General features: G+C 53.9%; 21 protein-coding genes and 1 riboswitch. Of the genes, 7 read left to right on the plus strand and 14 right to left on the minus strand.

Annotated elements, in window-relative coordinates; genetic code table 11:
* Positions 1–44: 44 nt before the first annotated feature.
* Complete coding sequence (gene serA / locus MHH28_RS10950) at positions 45–1,637, plus strand: phosphoglycerate dehydrogenase (RefSeq protein ID WP_405114762.1); 1,593 nt, start codon at positions 45–47, stop codon at positions 1,635–1,637.
* Between the two features lie 93 nt (positions 1,638–1,730).
* Here serA and MHH28_RS10955 read toward each other — a convergent pair whose 3' ends face one another.
* Complete coding sequence (locus tag MHH28_RS10955) at positions 1,731–2,180, minus strand: SDR family oxidoreductase (RefSeq protein WP_405114764.1); 450 nt, start codon at positions 2,178–2,180, stop codon at positions 1,731–1,733.
* A 145-nt stretch (positions 2,181–2,325) separates the two neighbouring features.
* On the opposite strand from MHH28_RS10955, the gene MHH28_RS10960 reads away from it, so the two are divergent.
* The 6 genes from MHH28_RS10960 to MHH28_RS10985 all read left to right on the plus strand — a co-directional run bounded on the left by MHH28_RS10960 (position 2,326) and on the right by MHH28_RS10985 (position 8,947).
* The gene (locus MHH28_RS10960) at positions 2,326–3,279 is read left to right on the plus strand and encodes a helix-turn-helix transcriptional regulator (RefSeq protein ID WP_405114766.1); all 954 of its coding nucleotides are present in this window, start codon (positions 2,326–2,328) and stop codon (positions 3,277–3,279) included.
* A gap of 73 nt (positions 3,280–3,352) precedes the next feature.
* Positions 3,353–4,603: a methyl-accepting chemotaxis protein gene (locus MHH28_RS10965; RefSeq protein ID WP_405114768.1), complete on the plus strand. Its 1,251-nt coding sequence runs from the start codon at positions 3,353–3,355 to the stop codon at positions 4,601–4,603.
* Between the two features lie 501 nt (positions 4,604–5,104).
* A riboswitch (cyclic di-GMP riboswitch) is annotated at positions 5,105–5,201 on the plus strand.
* 116 nt (positions 5,202–5,317) lie between these two features.
* Positions 5,318–6,961 (plus strand): thiamine pyrophosphate-binding protein, encoded by a 1,644-nt coding sequence (locus tag MHH28_RS10970; protein WP_405117001.1) that lies wholly within the window; start codon positions 5,318–5,320, stop codon positions 6,959–6,961.
* Between the two features lie 49 nt (positions 6,962–7,010).
* Positions 7,011–7,379 carry a carboxymuconolactone decarboxylase family protein gene (locus tag MHH28_RS10975; protein WP_405114770.1) on the plus strand — a complete coding sequence of 123 codons (369 nt, stop codon included), beginning with the start codon at positions 7,011–7,013 and terminating at the stop codon, positions 7,377–7,379.
* Positions 7,380–7,542: 163 nt separating this feature from the next.
* Positions 7,543–7,893: a hypothetical protein gene (locus tag MHH28_RS10980; RefSeq protein ID WP_405114772.1), complete on the plus strand. Its 351-nt coding sequence runs from the start codon at positions 7,543–7,545 to the stop codon at positions 7,891–7,893.
* A gap of 61 nt (positions 7,894–7,954) precedes the next feature.
* Positions 7,955–8,947, plus strand: a complete 993-nt coding sequence (locus MHH28_RS10985) for a 3-oxoacyl-[acyl-carrier-protein] synthase III C-terminal domain-containing protein (RefSeq protein WP_405114774.1) — start codon at positions 7,955–7,957, stop codon at positions 8,945–8,947.
* Positions 8,948–9,044: 97 nt separating this feature from the next.
* Here the strand turns inward: MHH28_RS10985 and glpK are convergent, their stop codons facing one another.
* The 13 genes from glpK to ytfJ all read right to left on the minus strand — a co-directional run bounded on the left by glpK (position 9,045) and on the right by ytfJ (position 21,747).
* Complete coding sequence (gene glpK / locus MHH28_RS10990) at positions 9,045–10,550, minus strand: glycerol kinase GlpK (protein WP_405114776.1); 1,506 nt, start codon at positions 10,548–10,550, stop codon at positions 9,045–9,047.
* A gap of 121 nt (positions 10,551–10,671) precedes the next feature.
* Positions 10,672–12,111, minus strand: coding sequence for an ATP-binding protein (locus MHH28_RS10995; RefSeq protein ID WP_405114778.1), 1,440 nt, complete (start codon positions 12,109–12,111; stop codon positions 10,672–10,674).
* A complete protein-coding gene (locus tag MHH28_RS11000; RefSeq protein ID WP_036698191.1) occupies positions 12,112–12,828 on the minus strand; it encodes a response regulator transcription factor in 717 nt (238 codons plus the stop codon).
* 77 nt (positions 12,829–12,905) lie between these two features.
* Entirely contained in the window at positions 12,906–14,168 is a 1,263-nt protein-coding gene (gene ccsA / locus MHH28_RS11005) for a cytochrome c biogenesis protein CcsA (RefSeq protein ID WP_405114781.1), read from the minus strand.
* Positions 14,165–15,853, minus strand: a complete 1,689-nt coding sequence (locus MHH28_RS11010; RefSeq protein WP_405114783.1) for a cytochrome c biogenesis protein ResB — start codon at positions 15,851–15,853, stop codon at positions 14,165–14,167. The genes ccsA and MHH28_RS11010 overlap by 4 nt, the downstream gene beginning before the upstream one ends.
* The gene (resA, locus tag MHH28_RS11015) at positions 15,850–16,374 is read right to left on the minus strand and encodes a thiol-disulfide oxidoreductase ResA (RefSeq protein ID WP_405114785.1); all 525 of its coding nucleotides are present in this window, start codon (positions 16,372–16,374) and stop codon (positions 15,850–15,852) included. Before resA ends, MHH28_RS11010 begins: the two co-directional genes overlap by 4 nt.
* A 112-nt stretch (positions 16,375–16,486) precedes the next feature.
* Positions 16,487–17,245: a pseudouridine synthase gene (locus MHH28_RS11020; protein ID WP_405114787.1), complete on the minus strand. Its 759-nt coding sequence runs from the start codon at positions 17,243–17,245 to the stop codon at positions 16,487–16,489.
* 20 nt (positions 17,246–17,265) lie between these two features.
* Complete coding sequence (locus MHH28_RS11025) at positions 17,266–17,610, minus strand: N-acetylmuramoyl-L-alanine amidase (protein ID WP_405114789.1); 345 nt, start codon at positions 17,608–17,610, stop codon at positions 17,266–17,268.
* 303 nt (positions 17,611–17,913) lie between these two features.
* Positions 17,914–18,216, minus strand: coding sequence for a hypothetical protein (locus tag MHH28_RS11030; protein ID WP_405114791.1), 303 nt, complete (start codon positions 18,214–18,216; stop codon positions 17,914–17,916).
* Between the two features lie 267 nt (positions 18,217–18,483).
* On the minus strand, positions 18,484–19,017 hold the full coding sequence (locus tag MHH28_RS11035) for a spore maturation protein (RefSeq protein ID WP_405114793.1): 534 nt from the start codon (positions 19,015–19,017) through the stop codon (positions 18,484–18,486).
* A gap of 6 nt (positions 19,018–19,023) precedes the next feature.
* Complete coding sequence (locus MHH28_RS11040) at positions 19,024–19,695, minus strand: nucleoside recognition domain-containing protein (RefSeq protein WP_405114794.1); 672 nt, start codon at positions 19,693–19,695, stop codon at positions 19,024–19,026.
* Positions 19,696–19,749: 54 nt separating this feature from the next.
* Positions 19,750–21,078 (minus strand): D-alanyl-D-alanine carboxypeptidase family protein, encoded by a 1,329-nt coding sequence (locus tag MHH28_RS11045; RefSeq protein ID WP_405114796.1) that lies wholly within the window; start codon positions 21,076–21,078, stop codon positions 19,750–19,752.
* A 174-nt stretch (positions 21,079–21,252) separates the two neighbouring features.
* Entirely contained in the window at positions 21,253–21,747 is a 495-nt protein-coding gene (ytfJ, locus tag MHH28_RS11050; protein WP_405114798.1) for a GerW family sporulation protein, read from the minus strand.
* Positions 21,748–21,795 lie beyond the last annotated feature (48 nt).

The raw sequence follows: 21,795 nt of genomic DNA on the forward strand, positions 1-21,795 counted from the left end.
TGGCATATATAATAGCTTTCCCATTTGAAGGAGGACAAGAGACCATGTTTAAAGTATTAGTATCGGACCCGATCAGCGATTTGGGCATTCAGCAATTGATGGACGCAAGCGATGTGACTGTAGACAAAAAAACAGGACTAAGTGAAGATGAGCTAATTGCAATTATCGGCGAGTATGACGGCCTGCTCGTTCGCAGCCAGACTACCGTGACTGACAAAATTATCGCAGCCGGTACTAATCTCAAGGTTATCGGCCGGGCCGGAGTCGGCGTGGACAACATCAAGCTGGAGGCAGCCACCCAGCGCGGTGTTGTTGTTATCAATGCGCCGGACGGCAACACCATTACGACCTGTGAACATGCTTTTGCCATGATGATGGCTCTGGCCCGTCATATTCCTCAAGCCTATGCGAAGACGATTTCCGGCGTATGGGACAGAAAGACCTTCCTCGGCGTCGAGCTGCGCGGCAAGACACTGGGCGTGCTCGGCATGGGCCGGATCGGCAGCGAAGTTGCCAAACGTGCCAAGGCCTTCGGCATGAGCATCCTCGCTTATGACCCGTTCCTGACGGCTGACCGTGCAGAGAAAATGGAAGTCAAGCTGGCTTCGGTCGATGACATTGTCCGCGGTGCCGACTTCATCACCGTTCACACACCGCTCACCCCGGAGACCCGCCATATGATCTCCCGCCCGCAATTTGAAGTGATGAAGAAGGGCATGCGTATCATCAACTGTGCCCGTGGCGGCGTAATTGATGAAATGGCATTGGTCGAAGCGATTGACAGCGGCATTGTGGCCGGTGCTGCGTTCGACGTCTTCGAGAAGGAGCCGCCTGAAGCGGACCACCCGTTCCTTACACATCCGAAGATTATCGTGACTCCGCATCTGGGTGCTTCGACGATTGAAGCGCAGGAGAACGTAGCCATCGATGTATCGGAGCAGGTGCTCCATATCCTGCGCAATGAACCGTTCATCAACGCGGTGAACATTCCGCCGGTTGCGCCTAGCGTGATGAACAAGCTGCAGCCGTACTTCACCCTCGGCGAGAAGCTGGGCAGCTTCGCTACTCAGATTACGGACGGGGCAATCCGCGAGATTCATGTGGAATATGCCGGTGATCTCTCGGATGTGGATACCCAGCCGCTTACCCGTTATGTCGTCAAAGGCGTGCTTACCCGCCACTTCGCCGGAGATGTGAACATCGTCAACTCGATGCATCTGGCGAAGACCCGCGATGTGAACGTAGTGGTGACCAAGGCCTCCAAAACCAAGGGCTTCACCAACCTCATCACGGTAACGCTCAAGGCTGAGCATGACGAAGAGCGTCTGGTTGCCGGTACCCTGCTGCAGGGCTACGGCGAACGGATTGTCAAGGTCAACAAGTTCCCGGTCGATATTGCTCCTGAAGGCCATCAGCTTGTCATCTCGCATAACGACAAACCGGGTATCATCGGACTCGTCGGCACCCTGCTCGGCGAGAACAGCGTCAATATCGCATCCATGCAGGTCGGCCGTACCATCGTCGGGGGAGCCGCCATTATGCTCCTGACCGTTGATAAGGCGGTGCCGAAGGAGGTCCTGGTGAAGCTGGCCGGACTGCCGGAGATCAACACCGCTGAGGAGATTATTCTGGTCTAGGAAGTTATTCCTACCTTTAACGGTATGAGTAAGCAAAAAAAACACTCTGAGGAGTGGCGGCAGCAGCCGCTCACTCTCCAGAGTGTTTTATATTTAGCCGGAAATCACGAATGGCGGCACCTGCCGGCCGTCCATATCCGTAAAGCCATATTTCCGTGCCAGCTCCCCTACCTTCTGGGGAGTACCAGTCATGGAAATCACTTCAGGATCAGCAGCAAGCGCTGCAACCGCGCGGCCGATATAGGCTGTGGATTCGGTGGTACTTAGCCCTTCCTCCTCCTGCCAGTGCTCCTCATCTGTGCCGAAGCTGTCCAGGACCAGCTCCGTCCGCATCCAGCCCGGTGAGAGCGGTATGACCGCGATGCCATCGGCAGCCAGTTCGAGCGATAATCCGTAGGCCATGCGCACCAGCGCATTTTTGGACAGATCATAATAGAAATTGCCGGTGTACTTATACTCATCCCAAAAGGTCGTATGAACGATTAATTTCCCCGCCCCCGCTCCTTCGCTGCGCATCAGCGGAATGGCATAATAATTGGTCATCAGCTGTGCCCGGATCCGTTCCCTTTCAGCTATCTTGCCCGGATTAGCAGATCATTTGCGCTAATCCTTACTCTTGTCTAATATATATCCTATACATGACAACCACTGACATATATAAATAATATTCATGTAGGGAGGCATCCGAATGAGAGCGGACCGTCTGATCACTATCATTCAACTCTTACAGAGCCGCGGCAAAATCAGCTCCAAAGAGCTGGCGCAAACGCTGGAGGTATCGGAGCGTACGATCTTCCGGGATATGGAGGCGCTCAGCTTCTCCGGCATCCCCGTGCTGGCGGAGCGCGGCCGGGAAGGCGGCTGGAAGCTGGCTGACGGCTACCGGAATTCCCTGAGCGGAATGAACACCAAGGAGATTGCCGCGCTGCTGGTGCCCGCTGATCCGGCGATTCTGCACGCGCTGGGCATTCAGGAGGAGTTCTCCTCAGCATCCCGCAAGCTGCAGGCCGCTGCTACCAGGCAGCCCCTCACCCCCTTCAGCTTCCTCAGCCAGCGGATTCACATCGATGGTGCCGGATGGCATCCCTCCGGGGAGACTTACCCTTGCCTCTCCGCTTTGCAGTCCGCTTTATGGGAGAACCGCAAGGTGAGCATCACCTATCTGCGCGGGGAGGATGTTGCCGAGCGGCTGATTGCGCCGCTGGGTCTGGTAGTCAAGCGCGGCGTATGGTATGTAGTCGGGGAGCATGGCGGCGAACTGCGGACCTACCGGGTCTCCAGAATCTCTGAGGCCAAAGTCTCAGATGAGCCTTTTGAGCAGCCTGAGGATTTCGACCTGTCCCGGTATTGGGAGACCTCGACTGCTGCGTTCAAATCTGCCTTGCCCCGGTACCCCGTCAGCCTGCTGGTCAGGGACCACACTATGCAGGAGCTGGAGAAGGAGCGATACGTCGCCCTACTGCACCAGGAGCCTTCTGAGGACCCCTGCTGGATCAGGGCCGAGGCCGAGTTCAACACGCCGGAGTCTGCCTGCCGGATCATTCTGTCCCTGGGTCAGGGCATCAAGGTAACCGCACCGCCAGCACTTGCGGATACGGTGGCTGCTGCTCTGCGTGAGGCGGCAGCTTTATATGATTTTTAACAATAGACCAAATGCACTAGTATCCCCTATAATATGACAATACACATTCTTATTTATAGGGGGAACTTTCATTATGGGCTGGATGAACAAGCTGCCGTTGAAACAAAAAATCGTCACCGGATGTTACCTGGTTGCCGCTTTATTCGCTGTTCCAGTATTAATTACGCTTATCTTTATGGACAGGCTGCTCATCGGCATTATCCTTGTCGCCGTCCTGGCAGCACTGACTTACCCGCTTGCGCGCTTCATTGAGAGAACGCTTACATCTTCATTTGAGGATATCTCCAATGTGACGCACACGATCGCCAAAGGAGACTTCACCAGCCGGGCCGACGAGAACGGCTCCATGGGTGACATCAGCCGTTCCTTCAACACCATGATCGATAAGCTCAAAAAAATCCTCACCGATGCCTCACAGATTACCCGGCAGGTGATGGACGCCAGCCGCGGGATTGAAGACAAGAACCAGAACCTGAAATTTGTCATGGCGCAGGTGGCCTCCTCCTCCAATGAACTGGCTCTCGGCGCTAATGAAATCTCCGTCGATATTGCCGACATGACTGAATCGATCAAGGACATCGAAACCAAAGTCTCCAATTATACGAATTCCACCAAGGAAATGAACAGACGATCCGTCCATACACTGGAACTGGTGGAACAGGGGCGGCAATCGGTGGATACCCAGGCTGAAGGCATGCGCAAGAATATCCAGGCTACCCAGAAGGTGGCGGATACGATCGAGGCCCTGTCACAGAACGCACGCGGCATTACGATGATTACCAAGACGATTACCGAAATTGCCGAACAGACCAATCTGCTGTCGCTCAATGCTTCCATTGAAGCAGCCCGTGCAGGCGAGCACGGCCGGGGGTTCGCTGTCGTTGCCCAGGAGGTCCGCAAGCTGGCCGAGGAATCCACTGCTTCCACCAAAGAGGTGTTCGGGCTGGTACGAAGCATTGAAGCGGATATCAAGCAGGCCATTGATAACATCGCCATCAACGAAGAGGTAGTCCAGGTGCAGAATGAGATGATTACGGAGACGGCTAATATCTTCGCCCAGATCGTACATAGCGTCCAATACATAACCGAGCAGATCGCCTCCTTCTCCGCAGAGAGCGATCTGATGCTGGAGAGCGCGCTCAAAATCTCCGGGGCAATCGAGAATATCTCAGCCATCACCCAGGAGACAGCCGCAGGGACCGAAGAGGTATCCGCAGCGATGAACGAACAGATTCATGCCCTGCAATCCGTAGCCGAAGAGACGGAGAAGATGACCTCTGCTGTCTTCAACCTGCAAAAAACGATCCATATTTTCAAATTCTAGCTTCTGCCCAGAGAGACACGCCTGCGGGATTTCCTGCGGGAGGTGTCTCTTTTTTCGGGCAAAATGAAGATTGTTCTGTAATATTCACAAATTGTTGAAATTGTGCATAAGGGTAAAATACCTGCTTTGCACTTCTTTACTATAGACGTTCTATAGTCATAGCTTGTCTGAATGTCAAAACCTTACCCGACTAATCCTTAAGTCCTATGAACGTATTTTGCAATGCTGTAAATCTAGTAAATTCATAACGTTTTGCAGTGGATCGCGGATGCAATGAGTCTTTATGCTTACTTCCGACAATTTCAGCTCATCCTATCTATTTGCATTTTAAGACTTTAGTCTTCCAGAGACAACCATTTTCAAAAGTTTGAAAATCCAAATATTTATCCTTTTTCAATCCTGAATATTCGTCAAATTCCGAGTTTCTTCTCATAGGGGTTATTGACAAAAGAGGAGCAAGGAATATATTGTAAAGGAAAATTCTCCTTAGAACCATTTATAACCGCATACCGGCAAAATTCACCGAAAGGGAATGACGCAAAGCCATGGATCTACAGTCTCATTTGTGAAGTGGGACCATGACAGCCAGGTTGCTGAAAAACTGTGAACGCCTTGGGTTTCGCGTTTGATTATGGTGATTCGTGCAACAGACCTGTGCTCCTAAATTTGAGTACAGGTTTTCTATTGCTGACTTATACAAATAACACTTGCGGGGTGGATGTTCTGAAGACAGTTGCAGATTATATGGCGGAAACATTATCCAATCTGGGAGTCACACATTCTTTTGGAATCATAGGGAAATCCATTTGCCCCATTGCTTTGAAGATGGTTGACTATGGCATAGAATTCATTCCCGGCCGGCATGAGTCCAGCTCCGGCTTTGCAGCCGGCGGTTATGCGCTCAAAACTGGCAGTCTCGGAGTAGCCTTCGGCACCTCCGGTCCGGGCGGAACGAATCTGCTCACCGCAGCAGCGCATGCCAAGGCTAATAATCTTCCCGTCCTCTTCATCACCGGCCACCAGTCCATCAAGGAGCTGGGCATTCCCCAATGCCAGGACTCCACTTCCTATCTGGCTGATTTGGCGGATATGTTCCGGCCGGCGACCCTCTTCAGCAAGCTTGTAGAACGCGGCGATCACTTCAGCACTATTTTCAACCATGCCTTATCCATTGCCCTCGGTGACCGCAAAGGTCCGGTCCATCTGTGCATTCCGTTTGATGTACAGACAGAGCGGCTAGCGGAATGCCGGATTGTTCTGCCGCAGCGCGAAGGGCTGGTCAGCTATCAGAACTATGAACGGGTCATCACGGCGATCAATGAATCCGCCAGACCTCTGATCATTGCCGGTAAAGGCGTTAACCGCTCAGGGGCACATCGGGAGCTGGTCCAGCTGGCCGAAACCTTCAACATTCCTGTAGTTACCTCTCCAGGCGGCAAAGGCGCCATAGCTTATGACCATCCGCTCTACCATGGTCCTGTCGGCGTCGGCGGCTCCTCGCACGGGGATGAACTGATGAACAACAGCGACCTGTTCATTGTTCTGGGCTCCCGCCTCAGTGATATGACTATCTGTAACCTGAAGCCGGAGAATCATCCGCGGCAGCTGATCCAGTTCGATGTAGACCCTACCTTTGTCGGCAAAATACTGACCTCATCCACCATCTCAGTCGGCGGGGATTTACGGGACAACCTGGCACTGTATCTTCAGAAGCTGGCCCCCTCTATGGTGACTAGGCATGAAATTACAATCTCAAACGATTACAATGATGAGCTGCCCGTGCTGGCGGGACTCTCCCTGGCCTCGGTTATGAGCACGATGAGCAGTCTGATTCCTTACAACAGCAGCGTGTTTGTCGATGACGGCAGCCACGGGTTCACCACTGTCAAATGGTTCAATGTGCGCAGGCCCGGCAGCTTCATCTTCGATGCCTACTTTGCCTGCATGGGCAATTCCATTGGCATGGCGATCGGTGCCAAGACTGCCTCTCCCGGGGAGACCGTCTTCTGTATTACCGGGGACGGCTGCTTCATGATGCTCGGCAGTGAAATCAACACAGCTGTTTGCAAGGACATTCCGGTGATTTTTATCGTGGTGAACAATATGCAGCTGGATATGGCGCTTAAGGGGATGGAGAAAACCACTGGCCGGATTGACGGTACGATCTTCGAGGTTCCGATGGACGCCGTCAAATTCGCCGAATCCCTGGGTGCAGCCGGGTTCCGCTGTGAGACTCAGGAGGAGTTCGCTGCCGCAATCCGCGAAGCGGTAGCGCTGAACAAGGCGGCTGTCATTGAGCTGCTGACGGACCGTGATGAAATGCCACCTACGGCCCACCGCACGCTGGATCTTACGTAAGCAAGCCCTTTCGCACACCCTATCTAACCTACTATCAGGAGGCTACAGCGTGAACAAGAACATGAACAGCGGACTCGATCATTTCTCGAATCTCTCAGGAGATTATGGGGCCAAGGCCCTGGCTCCGATCAAAGAGCATTTTCCGGAATTGGCGGAGTATATCATGGGCAATGCCTATGGCGATATTTTTCAGCGGACCACGATTGGCTCTGACTGGAAAGAGATCGCGGTGATCTCGTCTCTGATTACGATGGGGCAATATGAGCAGTTGGGTGTTCATTATGTAATGGCGCTGCGCGTGGGCATAACCGTTGAACAGATCAAGGGTGTGCTGCTTCATCTCGTCCCTTGCGTCGGTGCCCCACGGGTAATTTCAGCCTTTAATGTGCTGCTGGATACCCTGGAAGAGATTAGATAAAATTCTACACAATTCTACAAATTTCGACTTTTGGGTTGCATATTTTAGCATCATCTGGTTATAATGGAGGCAAAATATCCCAATTCCAAATGCGGTTTGTCAAATAGAGTCGCAGTCATCACGTTTTGGAGGTATTACAAATCACACTTAGGGAGAGATCAACATGGGACAATTTATTTTGAAGACAGACACTGCGAAGAAGGTAATTAATATCGAGCTGGAGGGAACCTTTTCTAACGAGGACGGACTCAGATCCATACAGGCTTACCAGCAGACCATCAACCCGATTAACCCTGCTGAATATGCCCTGGATATCGACTGCCGCAAGCTGAATGTAACTGCTCCTGATGTGGTGCCGCTGCTTGAAGGCTGCTTCATCATGTTCAAGGCCGACGGCTTCCAGAAAGTTAGTCTTACCCTGGAGAATAACCCGATCCTCAAAATGCAGCTGGCGCGCCTGGGCCGTAAAGCCGGACTCGAGAACCTGGAGATCACTTCCACCGTACAAGCTTAATTCTTAATGATTACAATTTAAACCAAAATCAGCAGCTTGAAACTTTTAGGAGGTCTGAATTATGGCGGGGATTCGCATTAAGGACATTGATATCTATCATCCAGACAAAAGAATCGGCAATGAGTTTTTCATTCAGCATTTTGACGATAAAGGTATTGATATCCGCGGACTACTGGCTACTCTGGGCCGTGAAAACCGCTACAGCATCGACAGCCCGGATGAGAACTCCCTGACAATGGCTTTTGAAGCCGCAAGCAATGTTCTGGAGAAGACCGGTCTTACCGGACCTGACATTGACCTGATCGCTTATGCAAGCCAGACCCCTGAATATATATTTCCTACGAACTCATTGATGATTCACCGCCTGATCAACGGGGCATCGCATACCATCTGCATTGACAGCAATGCCAACTGTGCCGGAATGACGGCTTCGGTTGAACAGGTCAGCCGCCAGATGATGGCGAACCCGCGAATCCGCCGTGCCCTGGTCATCGGCTCCGATTACGTTGCGCCGCATGCGGACAAGAATGATCCGGTCTATTACGCGAACTTCGGTGATGCTGCCGCCGCACTCATTCTTGAACGCGATGAGCATGCTGTCGGCTTCATTGACTCCATCTACCAGACGGATACCTGTGTGTACGGCAACTCTCTTTTCCCGGCAGAAGGCTTGGCACAGCTCGGGCGCACGGGTGTAGCTGCTGGAGAGTTCAATGTGAAGTTCATTCCGTTTGATGATTCCATCTGTGTGGACGCCGCTTCTGAATCGATCAACACCCTGCTGAGCAACAATGGAATTGCCCCTGAGTCCATCAAGGCCGCCTGCTTCTCACAGCTGTCGCTTCCGAACATCCAAGCCGTGTCCGGCAAGATCGGCATCGATCCTGAAGCCGCAGTCTACATCGGTGATGAGTTCGGCTATACCTCAACCAGCAGCCCGTTCATTGCCCTCCACAGAGCGGTCACTACCGGCCAGCTTGAACGGGGAGATAAGGTCCTGTTCTGGACCGTTGGCGCCGGATGGCAGAATGTCGCATTCGTCATGGAGTACTAATCATAACGTTCATTCGGTTTCAGAGAAATAAACGGCCCGCAGCAGAGGTTTCTGCCAGCGGGCCGTTTCTGTTCCTATATCTCTACTCTATTCTGCTCTAAACTCTGCCTTCGTGCCTGCCTTCATGCTTCTCCCAGCCCATAGTGCGCGACACAGCATCCTGCCAGGCGCCGTACCTGCGTTCACGATCCTCCGGCTCCATCTGCGGCGAGAAGACCTTCTCGGCGGTATTGAAGCTCTCCAGCTGCTCCCGGGTCCATACCCCGGAGGTGAGTCCGGCAAGCAGCGCAGCGCCAAGCGCCGTAGTCTCCGAATAGGTTGTCCGCGTCACTTCACTGCCCAGAATGTCCGCCTGGAACTGCATCAGCAGATTGTTGCGCACTGCTCCGCCGTCCACCCTCAGACCGGTGAGCGGCATGCCTGCGTCCTTCTGCATCGCCCCGATAACATCGCGGGACTGGAAGGCCAGTGATTCCAGCGTCGCCCTTACCAGATGTGCGGAGGTGGTCCCCCGCGTCAAGCCGAATATGGCGCCCCGCGCATACATATCCCAGTAAGGCGCACCCAGTCCGGTAAAGGCGGGCACCACCACCACTCCCTCACTTTCGTCCACCTCGCTGGCCTTCTCTTCCGAGTCGGCGGGTGCGACGATCAGCCCCAGCCCCTCCTGCAGCCACTGCACGGCGGCTCCGGCCACAAACACACTGCCCTCCAGCGCATAATAGAGCTCATCGCCCATGCCCCAGGCAACCGTGGTCAGCAGGCCGTGACTGGACGCCACAGCTTCCGTTCCTGTATTCATCAGAATGAAGCAGCCCGTTCCATAGGTATTCTTGGCACTGCCCGGCTCCAGGCAGGTATGGCCGAAGAGTGCGGCCTGCTGGTCACCCAGCACCGACCGGATAGGAATCTCCAAGCCGAACCACTGCTTGTCACAGACACCGAAGTCTCCGCCTGACATCCTCACCTCCGGCAGAACAGACGGCGGAATACGCAGCATGTCAATCAGCTCTTCATCCCACTGACGCTCATGCAGATTGTACAGCATCGTTCTTGAAGCATTGGTGACGTCTGTAGCGTGTACGGCGCCCCCGGTCAGCTTCCAGATCAACCAGGTGTCTATCGTTCCTGCCAGGAGTTCCCCCTTGGCCGCCCGGTCCCTTGCTCCCGGCACATGATCCAGAATCCACGCCAGCTTGGTCGCCGAGAAATAAGCGTCGATGACCAGCCCCGTCTTGTCCGCAATAACTCCGGCCTTCCCCTGCGACTTCAGCTCCTCGCATTGGCCTGCCGTCCGCCGGTCCTGCCAGACAATCGCCGGATAGATCGGCGCTCCTGTAATTTTATCCCAGATGAGCGCAGTCTCCCGCTGGTTGGTAATGCCGATAGCCGTAATATGATCAGCCGGTATGGGGCTTGCCGCAATCGCATCTCTGGCTGCGGCAAGCTGACTCTCCCAGATCTGCTCGGGATCATGCTCCACCCAGCCCGGGCGGGGAAAGGATTGCCTGATCTCATACTGTCCCTGCGAGATCATTGCCGCCTGTTCATCAAAGAGAATTGCCCGTGAGCTGGTAGTACCTTGGTCCAAGGATAAGATCATTATGCCCAGCCTCCTGCAAGCCGTAGCTTGAAATATATGTTTCACGATGAACAATATTAATGTGGTGATTTCAACAAAAAGCACCTCTGCTCTCAGAGGCGCTGTCATGCATGGTCTTGGTTTACTGTTTTTCGACAGGAAGCCGCAGAGTAAACGTAGTGCCTTCTCCAAGCTTACTGGAGGCGGTAATAGTACCATGATGCGATTCGACGATATTCTTGACAATGGCCAGACCCAGTCCAGTCCCGCCTGACTCTCCGCGCAGGCGCGCTTTATCAGCTTTGTAGAAGCGTTCGAAGATAAACGGCAGATCCTCGGGGTTGATTCCCACCCCCTGGTCTCTGATCGCAATCTCCACAAGTCTTCTGCCTTCCAGCATTATTGTGTCTGCCTGAATGGAGATTCTCCGGTCAGCCGGGGTGTGGCGGAAGGCATTATCCAGCAGATTGGTCAGCACCTGCTCCAGCTTGTCTTCATCAGCAGCCCCCAGCAGCAGCTCCGTCTCCGGCCGCTTCAGCTCAAGCATGATATCGCGTTCCTTGGCCCGGACGGAGAACTTGCGGTAGACCCGCTCCAGCAATTCTCCCGCATCGACCCGATCCTTCAGCATATCGTTATGTCCGGCTTCCATGCGCGCGAGGTCCAGCAGATCCTTCACCAGACGGCCCATACGTAAGGATTCATCGTGAATGACCTGAACCAGCTCACTGCTCTCCTCCGGGGAGGAGGCCATTCCGTCCAGGAGCGCTTCGCTGTAGCCCTGCATCATGGAGAGCGGGGTGCGGATCTCATGGGATACATTAGCCACGAAATCACGGCGCATCTTCTCCAGGCGCACCTCTTCCGTCACATCACGCAGTACGGCAACAGCCCCGCGCAGATGGTCTTCGGAATAGAGCGGTGCCATGTGTACCGACCATACTCCCTGCCGGACATGGACATTGGAGCGCTGATCGCCCCCGCCCTCAAGGGTACTGAAGAACAGCGGACGCAGCGGCGGCGGCACCTCGCTGGAAGCGGTGGCCACCTTGGCGGGTCCGTTGTCCTCTTCCTCCTCCCAGGTCAGATCATTCCAGGTTTCGAGGAGGGTCTGGCCGTGCGGATTGGTCAGAATGATCCGGCCTGCAATATCGAAGGTCATCACCGCATCGCTCATGCTGCGCAGCACACTGGATAAATGCCCTTTTTCATTATTCAGACTGCGTATATTCCCTTCCAGCTCTTCAGCCATGTGGTTAAACGATGTTGCGAGCTGGCCGATCTCATCGCTCGTGACCAGGGTCAGTCTTGTTCCGTATTCGCCGCGGCGGATGTCATTCGCTGCTTCAATGACCTGCTGCATCGGCTGTGTGATCTTCGTGAACAGGAACAGCGCAAAGAAGGTTGTCAGAGAGAACCCGATCATGCATGTATACAGGAACAAGCGCTTAATCGCCCCGGAATTGGTAAAATTACTGTCGATGTAGGGCAGCAGAAACAGCCCGAGTGTAATGAGCACGACAGCAACCAGAAAGATGATCGTCATCCACAGCTTGCCGACAAGGCTTCTCCAGAAGTTCACTTATTTAGGCACCTCAAGCTTATAGCCTACTCCCCATACCGTTGTAATCATCGCTGCCGATTCCGGGGATACCTTATTCAGTTTTTCGCGCAGACGCTTGACATGGGTGTCCACGGTGCGCAGATCGCCGAAGAACTCGTAATTCCATACATCCTTCAGCAGCTCCTCACGCGAGAATACCTTGTCCGGTGAGATCGCCAGATAATGCAGCAGCTCGTACTCCTTGGGCGTCAGACTTACCTCTTGGCCGCCTGCGCTTACGCGGTGTGCATCATGCTCAATGATCAGGAACGGGAACACGATATTGTTGCTCGAATTGCTCTCTTTGGACAGAAATGCCGTTGCGGAGGAACGGCGCATGATCGCCTTGACCCGGTAGATCACCTCGCGCGGACTGAACGGCTTGACGACATAATCGTCCGCCCCCATCTCGAAGCCCTGAACCCGGTTGATCTCCTCACCCTTGGCGGTAAGCATCAGGACCGGTGTGGACTTCACTCCTCTGAGCCGGGTCAGTACTTCAATCCCGTCGATCCCCGGCAGCATCACATCCAACAGGATCAGCCCGTAGTCGTTGGCGGTTGCTTTGCGCAGGGCAATCTCCCCATCCTCGGCCTCATCAATCTCATAGCCTTCTTTTTCAAGATACATTTTGAGCAGGCGGCGGATGCGTTCTTCGTCATCCACCACCAGAATTCTATTCAAGTGATCAGCCATTTACACAACAACCCCTTCATCAATTACAGTAGAACGTCACCCTGGATCATACGCATGCCCGAAGAAGCCTGAGACTCTCAGTCTGTCCCCGCATATGAATGAAGTCCGGCAATAACCAGGTTAACGCCGACCAGGGTAAACATTACGATTAAAAAGCCGAGTACAGCGAGCCAAGCGGATTTGCGCCCCTGCCAGCCGCGGGCCAGCCGCAAATGGAGATACGCACTGTAGAACAGCCAGGTGACGAGTGCCCAGACTTCTTTGGGGTCCCAGCCCCAGAATCTGCCCCAGGCCACCTCGGCCCATATCATTGCAAAGATCAAAGCCCCCAGTGTGAAAATCGGAAACCCGATGGCGATAGCCCTGTAGGTAATCTCATCCAGGTCATTCTCGTCGATTCCGTCAAGTACCGGATGAATAGCCTTCCCCAGCGGCTTACGCACAGCCAGCCGAAGAAGCCCGTACAGGATCAGTCCGGACAGCAGTGACCAGATCACCGTGTTGAACTTGCGCCCTGCATTGACGCCGTTCATCCAGGAAGGAGCTTGAAACAACGGCTTCTGAAGCCCGAGAAACGGCTGGAAGCTCTCAATTTCGCTATGGTACGGCGCCACAATCGGCGGCATTTTATAACTCACTTTCTCTATTGTACTATCTTCCTGCCCGGGGCTGTCAATCGTAACGTTCGAACGGACAAAAACCGATTCATAGCCCGCACCGCGGAAGGCAAATACAGATCCAAGAAAACCAATTATAACAATGATCGAGAACAGAGTAAATTCGACCAGCCGCTGCTGCTTGCGGTCACTGCGTTCCTTGCTGTCAAATTTCACTGTCCGCAGCAGATACATCAGCCCGGCGGCAAAGCCCACCGCGAAGAAGGATTCCCCGAGCGCAGCGAGCGTGACATGAATATTCAGATAGATCGATTTCAGCGAAGGAATGAGCGGCTGCACTTCCTGCGGAAACACCGCTGCGTAGGCCATCACGACAATGGAGATCGGAACTGCAAATACCCCGAGAATAATCTTGCGGTAGATGGCGAAGATCACGGTAAAGGCTACCATCACCATCATCGATAGGAAGGTCATGAACTCATACATGTTGCTTACCGGAATATGACCGGCCCCCATCCAGCGGGTAATGAAGTACGCCATATGGCAGAGCAGCCCCAGAGACGAGGTGATAAAAGCAATCCGGCCCCAGCGTGCAGTATGCTCCTCCGGCTTCCTGCCCGACCATCTGCGGCCCATAATGGCAATGGTGAACAACATGAAGGCACCGCTATATAAGAAGAATGCGGCTATAAAGACGTCACTGCTGAAATCGAGCAAGCTCATGTCATGCCTCCTCCGTTGTCCAATGATTTGTCATCGACTGTCATGTCTATCTTCTCCAGAACAGAAACGAGCTCGCGGCGGAAGCCGAACCAGTTCTTGTTCGTGTGGCCTCCAAGCACCAGCTGCCCGTCCTCAACGATCAGCCAGATACGTCTGTGCTGCCAATAGAAGCCGAGAATCAGCCCCAGCATGACAATCCCCGCACCGATCCAGACGAACGGCATGGCCCGGTCCACCCTTATGTTGAGATAGGTGGTGGATTCCGAGAAATCCACATCAGTCATACTGCCGACCTCAAGCTCCAGAAACCGCTTGCCGCCTCCAAGCTTGTCGTTGATGGCCGTCTGCTGGAACTGCTCCTTGTCCACCTGCTTCGGGAAATAGAAATATTGCTGCCCCTCTGCCGGCAGATCCGGTCCGCGGATAAGGAAGAGAAAAGCCGGAGCGTTCGGATAAGGGGATTTGGAGACCGGACGGCCCTCCTCATTCAATCCGAAATCCATATACTTCTCCTTCAGCTCAAGCGTGTACGGTCCCGCCTTGAAGCTGCGCTGCGGATTCTTCATATCCAATTTGAACTTACCGTAGCTCTCACCGGTTGCAGCATTCACAAGATCAGGCTGAACAGAACGCAGCACAGGTGTAAGGTCGTAGTCGAACTGATACGCTTTCATTCCTTGGTAGCTAAGCGGAGAATTCACCTGAATGTCGTGCCTGGCCACTTCCGCAAGCTGAGGCTCTTTGGAAGGATCACTGCAGTCCGCCGTACATTCATATAGAACCGCCTTTGTCTCGTAGAGCTTCGGGAGAACCTTCGTGCCCCGGAATTCCTTGGGCATCTCTTCCTCGGTATAGAATTCTACCGTGAACTTCTCATTCTTAAGGTACATGCTGGTATCCGGTATCCTCACCGTCTCTCCCTGCGGGAAAGCAAGATGCTGATCCATGTTAAGCCCCGGCAGTCCCCTGGCGAGCACAGCAAGCAGGAAAATAATCAGGCCGATATGTATTACATAAGGTCCCCAGCGGCTGAAGCGGTGTTTCTCGGCCAGTAATGCGCCTCCCTCCGTCCGGACGCGGTACCCTTTCTTCTTAAGCGGCTGGACGATCCGTGCCACCCATTCCTCCGGCTCCTCCTCCACCTCTGTAAGCAGCGTAAGCTTTTGACGGGTAAGGAACTGGCGGTGCTTGCGGATCTTCTGCCGGGTTAGTGCCTTGTAGAGCGGAAGCACGCGGTCCAGGCTGCAGATGACCAGCGAAGCTCCGATCATTACGAGCAGCGTTACGAACCACCAGGATTCATAGGTATGCGAAAGGCCGAGTCTATAATATATATTCCCGGCTGTTCCATACGTTTGTTCATAATAGGTTGAAGCGTCAATATTCAGAAAGGTGCTTTCTTGCGGAAATATCGTACCTAGCATCGCACCCAGCAGCGTCAGCACAATCAGGTAGATAGCTATTTTGACGGAGGAAAAAAAGTTCCAGACCCTGTCGATCACTCCCGGACTTACCCGCTGTGAACGGCGGGCCACTCCATCGTAGCGCATCTCCAGGTTCCCTGAAGCATTCTCTTCCTTCTCATCCAGCGGCTTGCCGCAGGCTTCACAGAGAACCGTTCCTACAGGATTCTGGTGACCGCATTCGCATTTGGTGTTGCTGATCAGCGGTATATGCTTACTCATGGTCCCACCAGCTTCCCGATTTGCTCATCAAGCGAGCTCAGATCCAGTTGGCCGATATGAATGCTGTCCACTCTGCCCTTCGTATTAATGAAGAAGGTAGTCGGCAACGGAGAGACCCCATAGCTGCGGACTGCATCGCGTCCCTTATCCATCACAACCGGAAAATCAATATCCACGAGTTTCACGAAATTATCCACCGTCATCTGATCCTCGCCCACATTCACGCCCAGGACGACGACACCCTGGTCCTTCCATTTCTCCCACTGCGCCTGCAGTGCAGGCATCTCCTTCACGCATGGTGCGCACCAGGAGCCCCAGAAGTTCAGCACAACCGACTTTCCTTTGAATTCCTCCAGCGTATGGGTCACGCCGTCCAGCCCAAGCAGTTCAAAATCCGGCGCTTTCCCGCCTTCTTGCAGCTTGCCGTCTCCCCCGAACACAGAGGTGCTGATGGCATAACCCCCAAGCAGAACGATTAGAAATAGTATTACGATTTGGATTGGTTTCCTGGCTTTGCCCATACAGGGGTACCCCCTTCTGTGACGCAACTCATTACTTTAGTTGGTAGGTGTGAACATCCTATGAACATTATAACGAATATTGTCACAGTTTTAGGAGGGGAAATTGTGAACTTTATGTGTCTTTGCGTGTCTGATTGTCCCGAAGCATTCCCGCTTTGGCAATTTGCTGCAGATGATTGATCTCATCCTTGGTCAAATGGCGGTAGGAGCCTCGCTTGAGATTCTGGAGCAGAATATCCCCGAAGGAAATCCGCTTCAGACGGATTACCGGATGCGACACCGCTTCGAACATGCGCCGGACCTGGCGGTTGCGGCCTTCATGGATGGTGATGCTGATGACCGCTTCCTTGCTCGCTTCATCAATATCCTTGTATTCGACTTCCGCCGGAGCGGTCATGCCGTCCTCCAGCTTAATGCCGGCCTTCAGCTTGTCCAGCGCTGTGCCGTGCGGTACACCCTTGACCGTGGCCAGATACGTCTTCGGTACATGATGCTTCGGATGCGTGAGCAGGTTGGCAAACTCACCGTCATTCGTCAGCAGCAGCAGCCCTTCCGTATCATAATCCAAGCGGCCTACAGGGTATACGCGCTCTGTAATGCCTTTCAGGTAATCCGTTACTACCTTGCGGCCCTTGTCATCCGAGGCGCTTGTAATCACACCTTTGGGCTTGTTGAACATAATATAGATTTTATTCTCGCCCCGGATCAGTCTGCCCGAGACTTTGATAATATCGGTTGCGGGGTCCGCCTTCGTGCCAAGCGTAGTTACGAGTTCCCCGTTGACTTCCACTTTACCGGCCAAAATCATTTCTTCACATTTGCGTCTGGACGCAACACCTGCTTGCGCCAATATTTTCTGTAATCTTTCCATTTTCGACTACTCACCTCAGGTTAATGATAACCATCAGAGGCGTAAATCACAAGATCATTCCACGGAAAAAATGCGCCGGGGCAAGTTTCGCTATGCGGCTCCACCGTAAGCGGCGACATTTGATAGCGTCCGGACAGCTCCAGTATGAGCTTCCCGGCCGCAAATAGCTGCTGCTGACGGTCCGGCAGCTCAGGCAGCTGGTCCGCTTCCCCATAGTTGCCTTCGAGGCAAATATGAATATGCTCCGGGTCTGTCAGCAGCGGCGCCGCATAGACCGAGCCGTTCAGCCCGACCCAGAAGTCAAAGCCTTTGCCGTTAATGGACGGACAGCGGGAATGATGCAGTATAAAGCCTTTGTAGTCCACCCTTTGCCCTCCTCCCTCCGTATTGCTGGAATAGCATATGAAGTGGGGGGGCGGGCGGTGAGGAATGTTTGTTAAAATGTTTGGGGGGGCGGGGTGAGCGAGGTGGGCAAAGAAATAGAAACGGGACGCTTCACTTTGACTATTCGTAACTCCGAGGAATGTTTGGACTTCCGGCCGCTGTTAAAGTTGGATTTCCTTGATCAGACTGGCCTGCGGCAGTAGAAATCCAACTTTAAAGGCGGACGCTGACGCTCCTACAGTTCCAAAATTCCTCTCCGTTACTCCGTCCACGCACGGGCAAACCTAATAACAAACAGTCCTCACCTCCCGGAAGGGGGTAAGGACTGTAGGGAAGACGCGGGACGAGCAAGCGGCTGCGGGGCAGCGCTTGGGAATCACAACCACTGGCGGCAGGTTGTCAGGGAAGTGATCAGGTGCATTAATGCCCTTCATTTGCTCATCCGGCCGACTTTTGCTGAGATCAGGTGTATTAATACCCTTCATTCGCTCATCCAGCCGACTTTTCCTGAAATCAGGTGCATTAATACCCTTCATTCGCTCATCCAGCCAACTTTTCCTGAAATCAAGTGCATTAATACCCTTCATTTACTCATCCAACCAACTTTTGGGAAATCAGGTGTACCTATACTCTTCATTCCCTCTCTCCTGAAGGCAGACAATTGGAAAAACGTATCGTAATTTATGAGTTTCGGGGAAATTGGCTGAAGCAGGTGGAAAAAGAGCATTTAATTTGTTTGATTTAACCATTTTAGCGGGAATACGTATAATTAAGTAACGTTTTTCCAACTGCTATATTAACCTGGCTCATTCGTCTAGCAGCAGGTGGAGGAAATCCATCTATTAATCTACCTCCTACCCGAACACCAGCAGACAAACGGCAATCGCAGCTATAAAGCCGACGATGTCCGAGAACAGGCCCACCTTCAGGGCGTAACGGCCGTTGCGGATGCCTACGGCGCCGAAGTATACGGTAAGCACATAGAGGGTGGTGTCTGTGCTGCCCTGTATAGTAGAAGCAATCATACCAATGAGAGAGTCCGGGCCGTGGACGCGGATCAGGTCTGTGGTATAGGCAAGTGATCCAGTGCCCGTCAGCGGGCGCAGGAGACCTAGCGGAAGCACCTCTGACGGAATACCCAGTCCCTCCATCAGAGGGCTTACAAAGCTCATGAGGAAGTCCAGCGCACCGGACGCGCGGAACACACTGATCGCCACCAGCATGCCGACCAGATGGGGGATAATGGCAATGGCGGTACCGAACCCGTCCTTCGCCCCCTCCACGAAAGATTCATAGACCGGAACCTTACGCGTGAAGGCGTACAGCGGAATAAAGGTGACCATAACCGGAATCGCCCAGGCAGAGATCAGACTGATCAGTTGTAACACGGACGGTCACCCTTTCACCGAAGATTGTGGGAGCGCCCCGCTCCCGTGCGCCGGGGCTGTGCCGGTCTTGAGGCCCGGCGGCGGTCCCGGCGGCCTGCGGAGCAGGGTCAGTCGGCGGAACAGCCTGTCCGCGGCGATGGCGGCCAGGGTAGCCACCGCCGTCGCCGCCAGGGTGGTCCCGACAATGGCCGCCGGGTCCGACGATCCGTAGTTCAGCCGGATCGCAATCAGCGTCGCCGGAATCAGTGTGATGCTGGCGGTGTTCAGCGCAAGCAGTGTGCACATGGCCGGCGTTGCGGTCTCCTTATCCGGGTTCAGCGTCTGCAGCTCCTGCATCGCCTTAATGCCCATCGGAGTAGCCGCATTGCCCAGCCCCAGCAGATTGGCGCTCATATTGGAGAGAATGTAGCCGATCGCCGGATGTCCCTTGGGCACATCCGGGAACAGAAAGGAGACTACCGGACCCAGCACTCTGGAGATTTTCTTCAGCAGGTCGGCGTCCTCCGCAATCCGCATAATTCCCAGCCAGAACACCAGCACACTGATCAGCCCGAAGCTTACGGTCACACCGCTCTTCGCACCGTCAAATACGGCGGCGGTGAACTCATTCATCCGCCCGTTCACCGCCGCAAATCCAAATCCGATCAGAATCATCCCCAGCCAGATTCCATTTAACATGGTTATCCCCTCCCCCGGTTCATTCTTATATGCTCATACAACAGAACGGCCTCGCTATTCCCCCGTCTGGAACAACGCCCGCAGCGCACTGCCGAAGGCTTGCAGCCAGTTGCCAGCCGGATAGGCGGAGGCGCTCGCTGCGTTGTATTTTTTGACATAGGGTGAGGTCTCCGGCGGGAGCTGGCCCGGGGTGTACACCGGAACCCGTCCGATCTCCTGATCTCCCAGCTGCAGAATAATTACACCCCTGAGACCGAAGTTAACATCGCCCTCATTCCCGTTGGCTTTCGCTCCTGTACTGCTTCCCCCCTCACTCCCGCCGGTCTTCGCAGCTGAACTGCTCCTGCCCGCACCCGCACTTACACTGGAGCCTGCACCTGCACTTCCCGTACCCGCAGCGCCGCCACCCGCTGCCGCCTGCGCATCTGCATTAAGCACCAGCTTGTTGACGAGTCTTGCTTCTTCCCCCTGACCCAGCGGATAGGCGAAGGCCTTGCCGGTCACCAGGCTGTAGCCTTTGACGGCCTCGCCCCGCTCGACCAGCGTCTTCAGCGGATAATGGTTGAAGCCGAAGTCCAGCAGCGAGGAATGGTCGTTCCAGTCATTGCCGTCGTTCAGCGTAACGGCCACGAGCTGCTGGCCGTCCCTGGTGGCGGAGCTGACCAGGCAGCGCAGCGCTTTTTTGGTATACCCCGTCTTCACCCCGTCCGCCCCTTCGTAGAGACGCAGCATCTTATTTTTGTTGCTCCACTTGTAGTCCCATTTCTCATAGGGATTGTCCGCCGTTTTCTCTTTGGTGGCTACAATCTCCTTGAATACCGGGTTATGCATCGCATAAGCGGTCAATACGGCCAGATCATTTGCGCTGGAAAAGTGGCCCTCTGCATCTAACCCGTGCGGATTGGCAAAATGCGTATTTTTCAAATTCAGCTCCTGCGCCTTGGTGTTCATCAGGTAGAGAAACCCCTGCTCCGAACCGCCGACATGCTCGGCGATTGCGGTTGCGGCATCATTGCCGGAGCGCAGCATCAGCCCGTACAGCATATCCTTCAGCGTCATCTCCTCACCCAGCTTGAGATAGAGAGAGGAGCCCTCCTTGGCAAAAGCATTTTTGCCGACCTTGACCTTCGACGTAATATCGCCGTTCTCTATCGCCACAAGGGCGGTCATAATTTTGGTCAGACTGGCTATCAGCATCGGCTCATCCCCGCGGCTGCTGTACAGAATCCTTCCGGATGTCACATCAATCAGCGCCGCCGCCCTGGCATGAGTAGAGATCGAACGGTTCTCCGCCAGGACGGCGGACACCGGCACCAGCGCAAGCAGCAGCACACACAACAGTAAGGACAGCATAGATTTTCGGGTTAATGTCTTCATGTTCATCCTCCGGCTTCTTATCCGTTCCTTACGCAACGGTTCATCAGTCTTGCCTGGTTGTACAAGTGTATGCGGGGTATGGGGCGGGTATGTCCTATCCTCCAGCATCCGGCAAAAAAGGGATACCACCCTCTAAGGTGATATCCCTGCAATTCATACTTTTCGTAATTTGCCTGTATCCTAATGCGCTGACGAATGATCAGAGGAGACGGACCCGGTCTCCACAACGGTTTTGGTTACCTTGGAGCCGGGAATGTCTGACGCTTCGGGAACCATGCCGGGCTGGAACATATTCTGAATTTTGTCGAGCAGATTAGGAGTGGCATCAATAATTTTCTCGAACAGATGGGTCTGATTATCCAGCGGCACAATATGTACCCCTTCCCTGCCAACGACCAGAAAAGCGATCGGACGAATGGACACACCGCCCCCGCTGCCGCCCCCGAAGGGAAGCATTTTCACACCGGACCCGCTGCTGTTCACGCCCGGAGCATCATCCTCCACCCTGAAGTCACTGCCGCCTGCTGCGAAACCGAATGTCACCTTGCTGATCGGCAGAATGACGGTACCATCGGGCGTTTCAACAGGATCGCCAACAATTGTATTTACATCAACCATGCCTTTAATATTTTCCATTGCGGTCTGCATGAGACCTTGAATCGGATGATCTGACATTGTTTGTCTCCTCCTCGGGTGTATATAAATGTACCTGCAGTATCTATC

The sequence above is a fragment of the Paenibacillus sp. FSL K6-1217 genome (genome assembly GCF_045040735.1).
Lineage (GTDB): Bacteria > Bacillota > Bacilli > Paenibacillales > Paenibacillaceae > Paenibacillus_AQ.

Excerpts from the sequence above, each read along its gene's own strand:
- MHH28_RS11030 (WP_405114791.1), bottom strand. The coding sequence starts at position 18,216 with ATGAAGGGTATTAATGCACTTGATTTCAGGAAAAGTTGGCTGGATGAG.
- MHH28_RS10965 (WP_405114768.1), top strand. The coding sequence starts at position 3,353 with ATGGGCTGGATGAACAAGCTGCCGTTGAAACAAAAAATCGTCACCGGA.
- MHH28_RS10960 (WP_405114766.1), top strand. The coding sequence starts at position 2,326 with ATGAGAGCGGACCGTCTGATCACTATCATTCAACTCTTACAGAGCCGC.
- ccsA (WP_405114781.1), bottom strand. The coding sequence starts at position 14,168 with ATGAGCTTGCTCGATTTCAGCAGTGACGTCTTTATAGCCGCATTCTTC.
- MHH28_RS10985 (WP_405114774.1), top strand. The coding sequence starts at position 7,955 with ATGGCGGGGATTCGCATTAAGGACATTGATATCTATCATCCAGACAAA.
- MHH28_RS11045 (WP_405114796.1), bottom strand. The coding sequence starts at position 21,078 with ATGAACATGAAGACATTAACCCGAAAATCTATGCTGTCCTTACTGTTG.
- MHH28_RS11020 (WP_405114787.1), bottom strand. The coding sequence starts at position 17,245 with ATGGAAAGATTACAGAAAATATTGGCGCAAGCAGGTGTTGCGTCCAGA.
- glpK (WP_405114776.1), bottom strand. The coding sequence starts at position 10,550 with ATGATCTTATCCTTGGACCAAGGTACTACCAGCTCACGGGCAATTCTC.
- ytfJ (WP_405114798.1), bottom strand. The coding sequence starts at position 21,747 with ATGTCAGATCATCCGATTCAAGGTCTCATGCAGACCGCAATGGAAAAT.
- serA (WP_405114762.1), top strand. The coding sequence starts at position 45 with ATGTTTAAAGTATTAGTATCGGACCCGATCAGCGATTTGGGCATTCAG.
- MHH28_RS10980 (WP_405114772.1), top strand. The coding sequence starts at position 7,543 with ATGGGACAATTTATTTTGAAGACAGACACTGCGAAGAAGGTAATTAAT.
- resA (WP_405114785.1), bottom strand. The coding sequence starts at position 16,374 with ATGGGCAAAGCCAGGAAACCAATCCAAATCGTAATACTATTTCTAATC.
- MHH28_RS11040 (WP_405114794.1), bottom strand. The coding sequence starts at position 19,695 with ATGTTAAATGGAATCTGGCTGGGGATGATTCTGATCGGATTTGGATTT.
- MHH28_RS10955 (WP_405114764.1), bottom strand. The coding sequence starts at position 2,180 with ATGACCAATTATTATGCCATTCCGCTGATGCGCAGCGAAGGAGCGGGG.
- MHH28_RS11010 (WP_405114783.1), bottom strand. The coding sequence starts at position 15,853 with ATGAGTAAGCATATACCGCTGATCAGCAACACCAAATGCGAATGCGGT.
- MHH28_RS11000 (WP_036698191.1), bottom strand. The coding sequence starts at position 12,828 with ATGGCTGATCACTTGAATAGAATTCTGGTGGTGGATGACGAAGAACGC.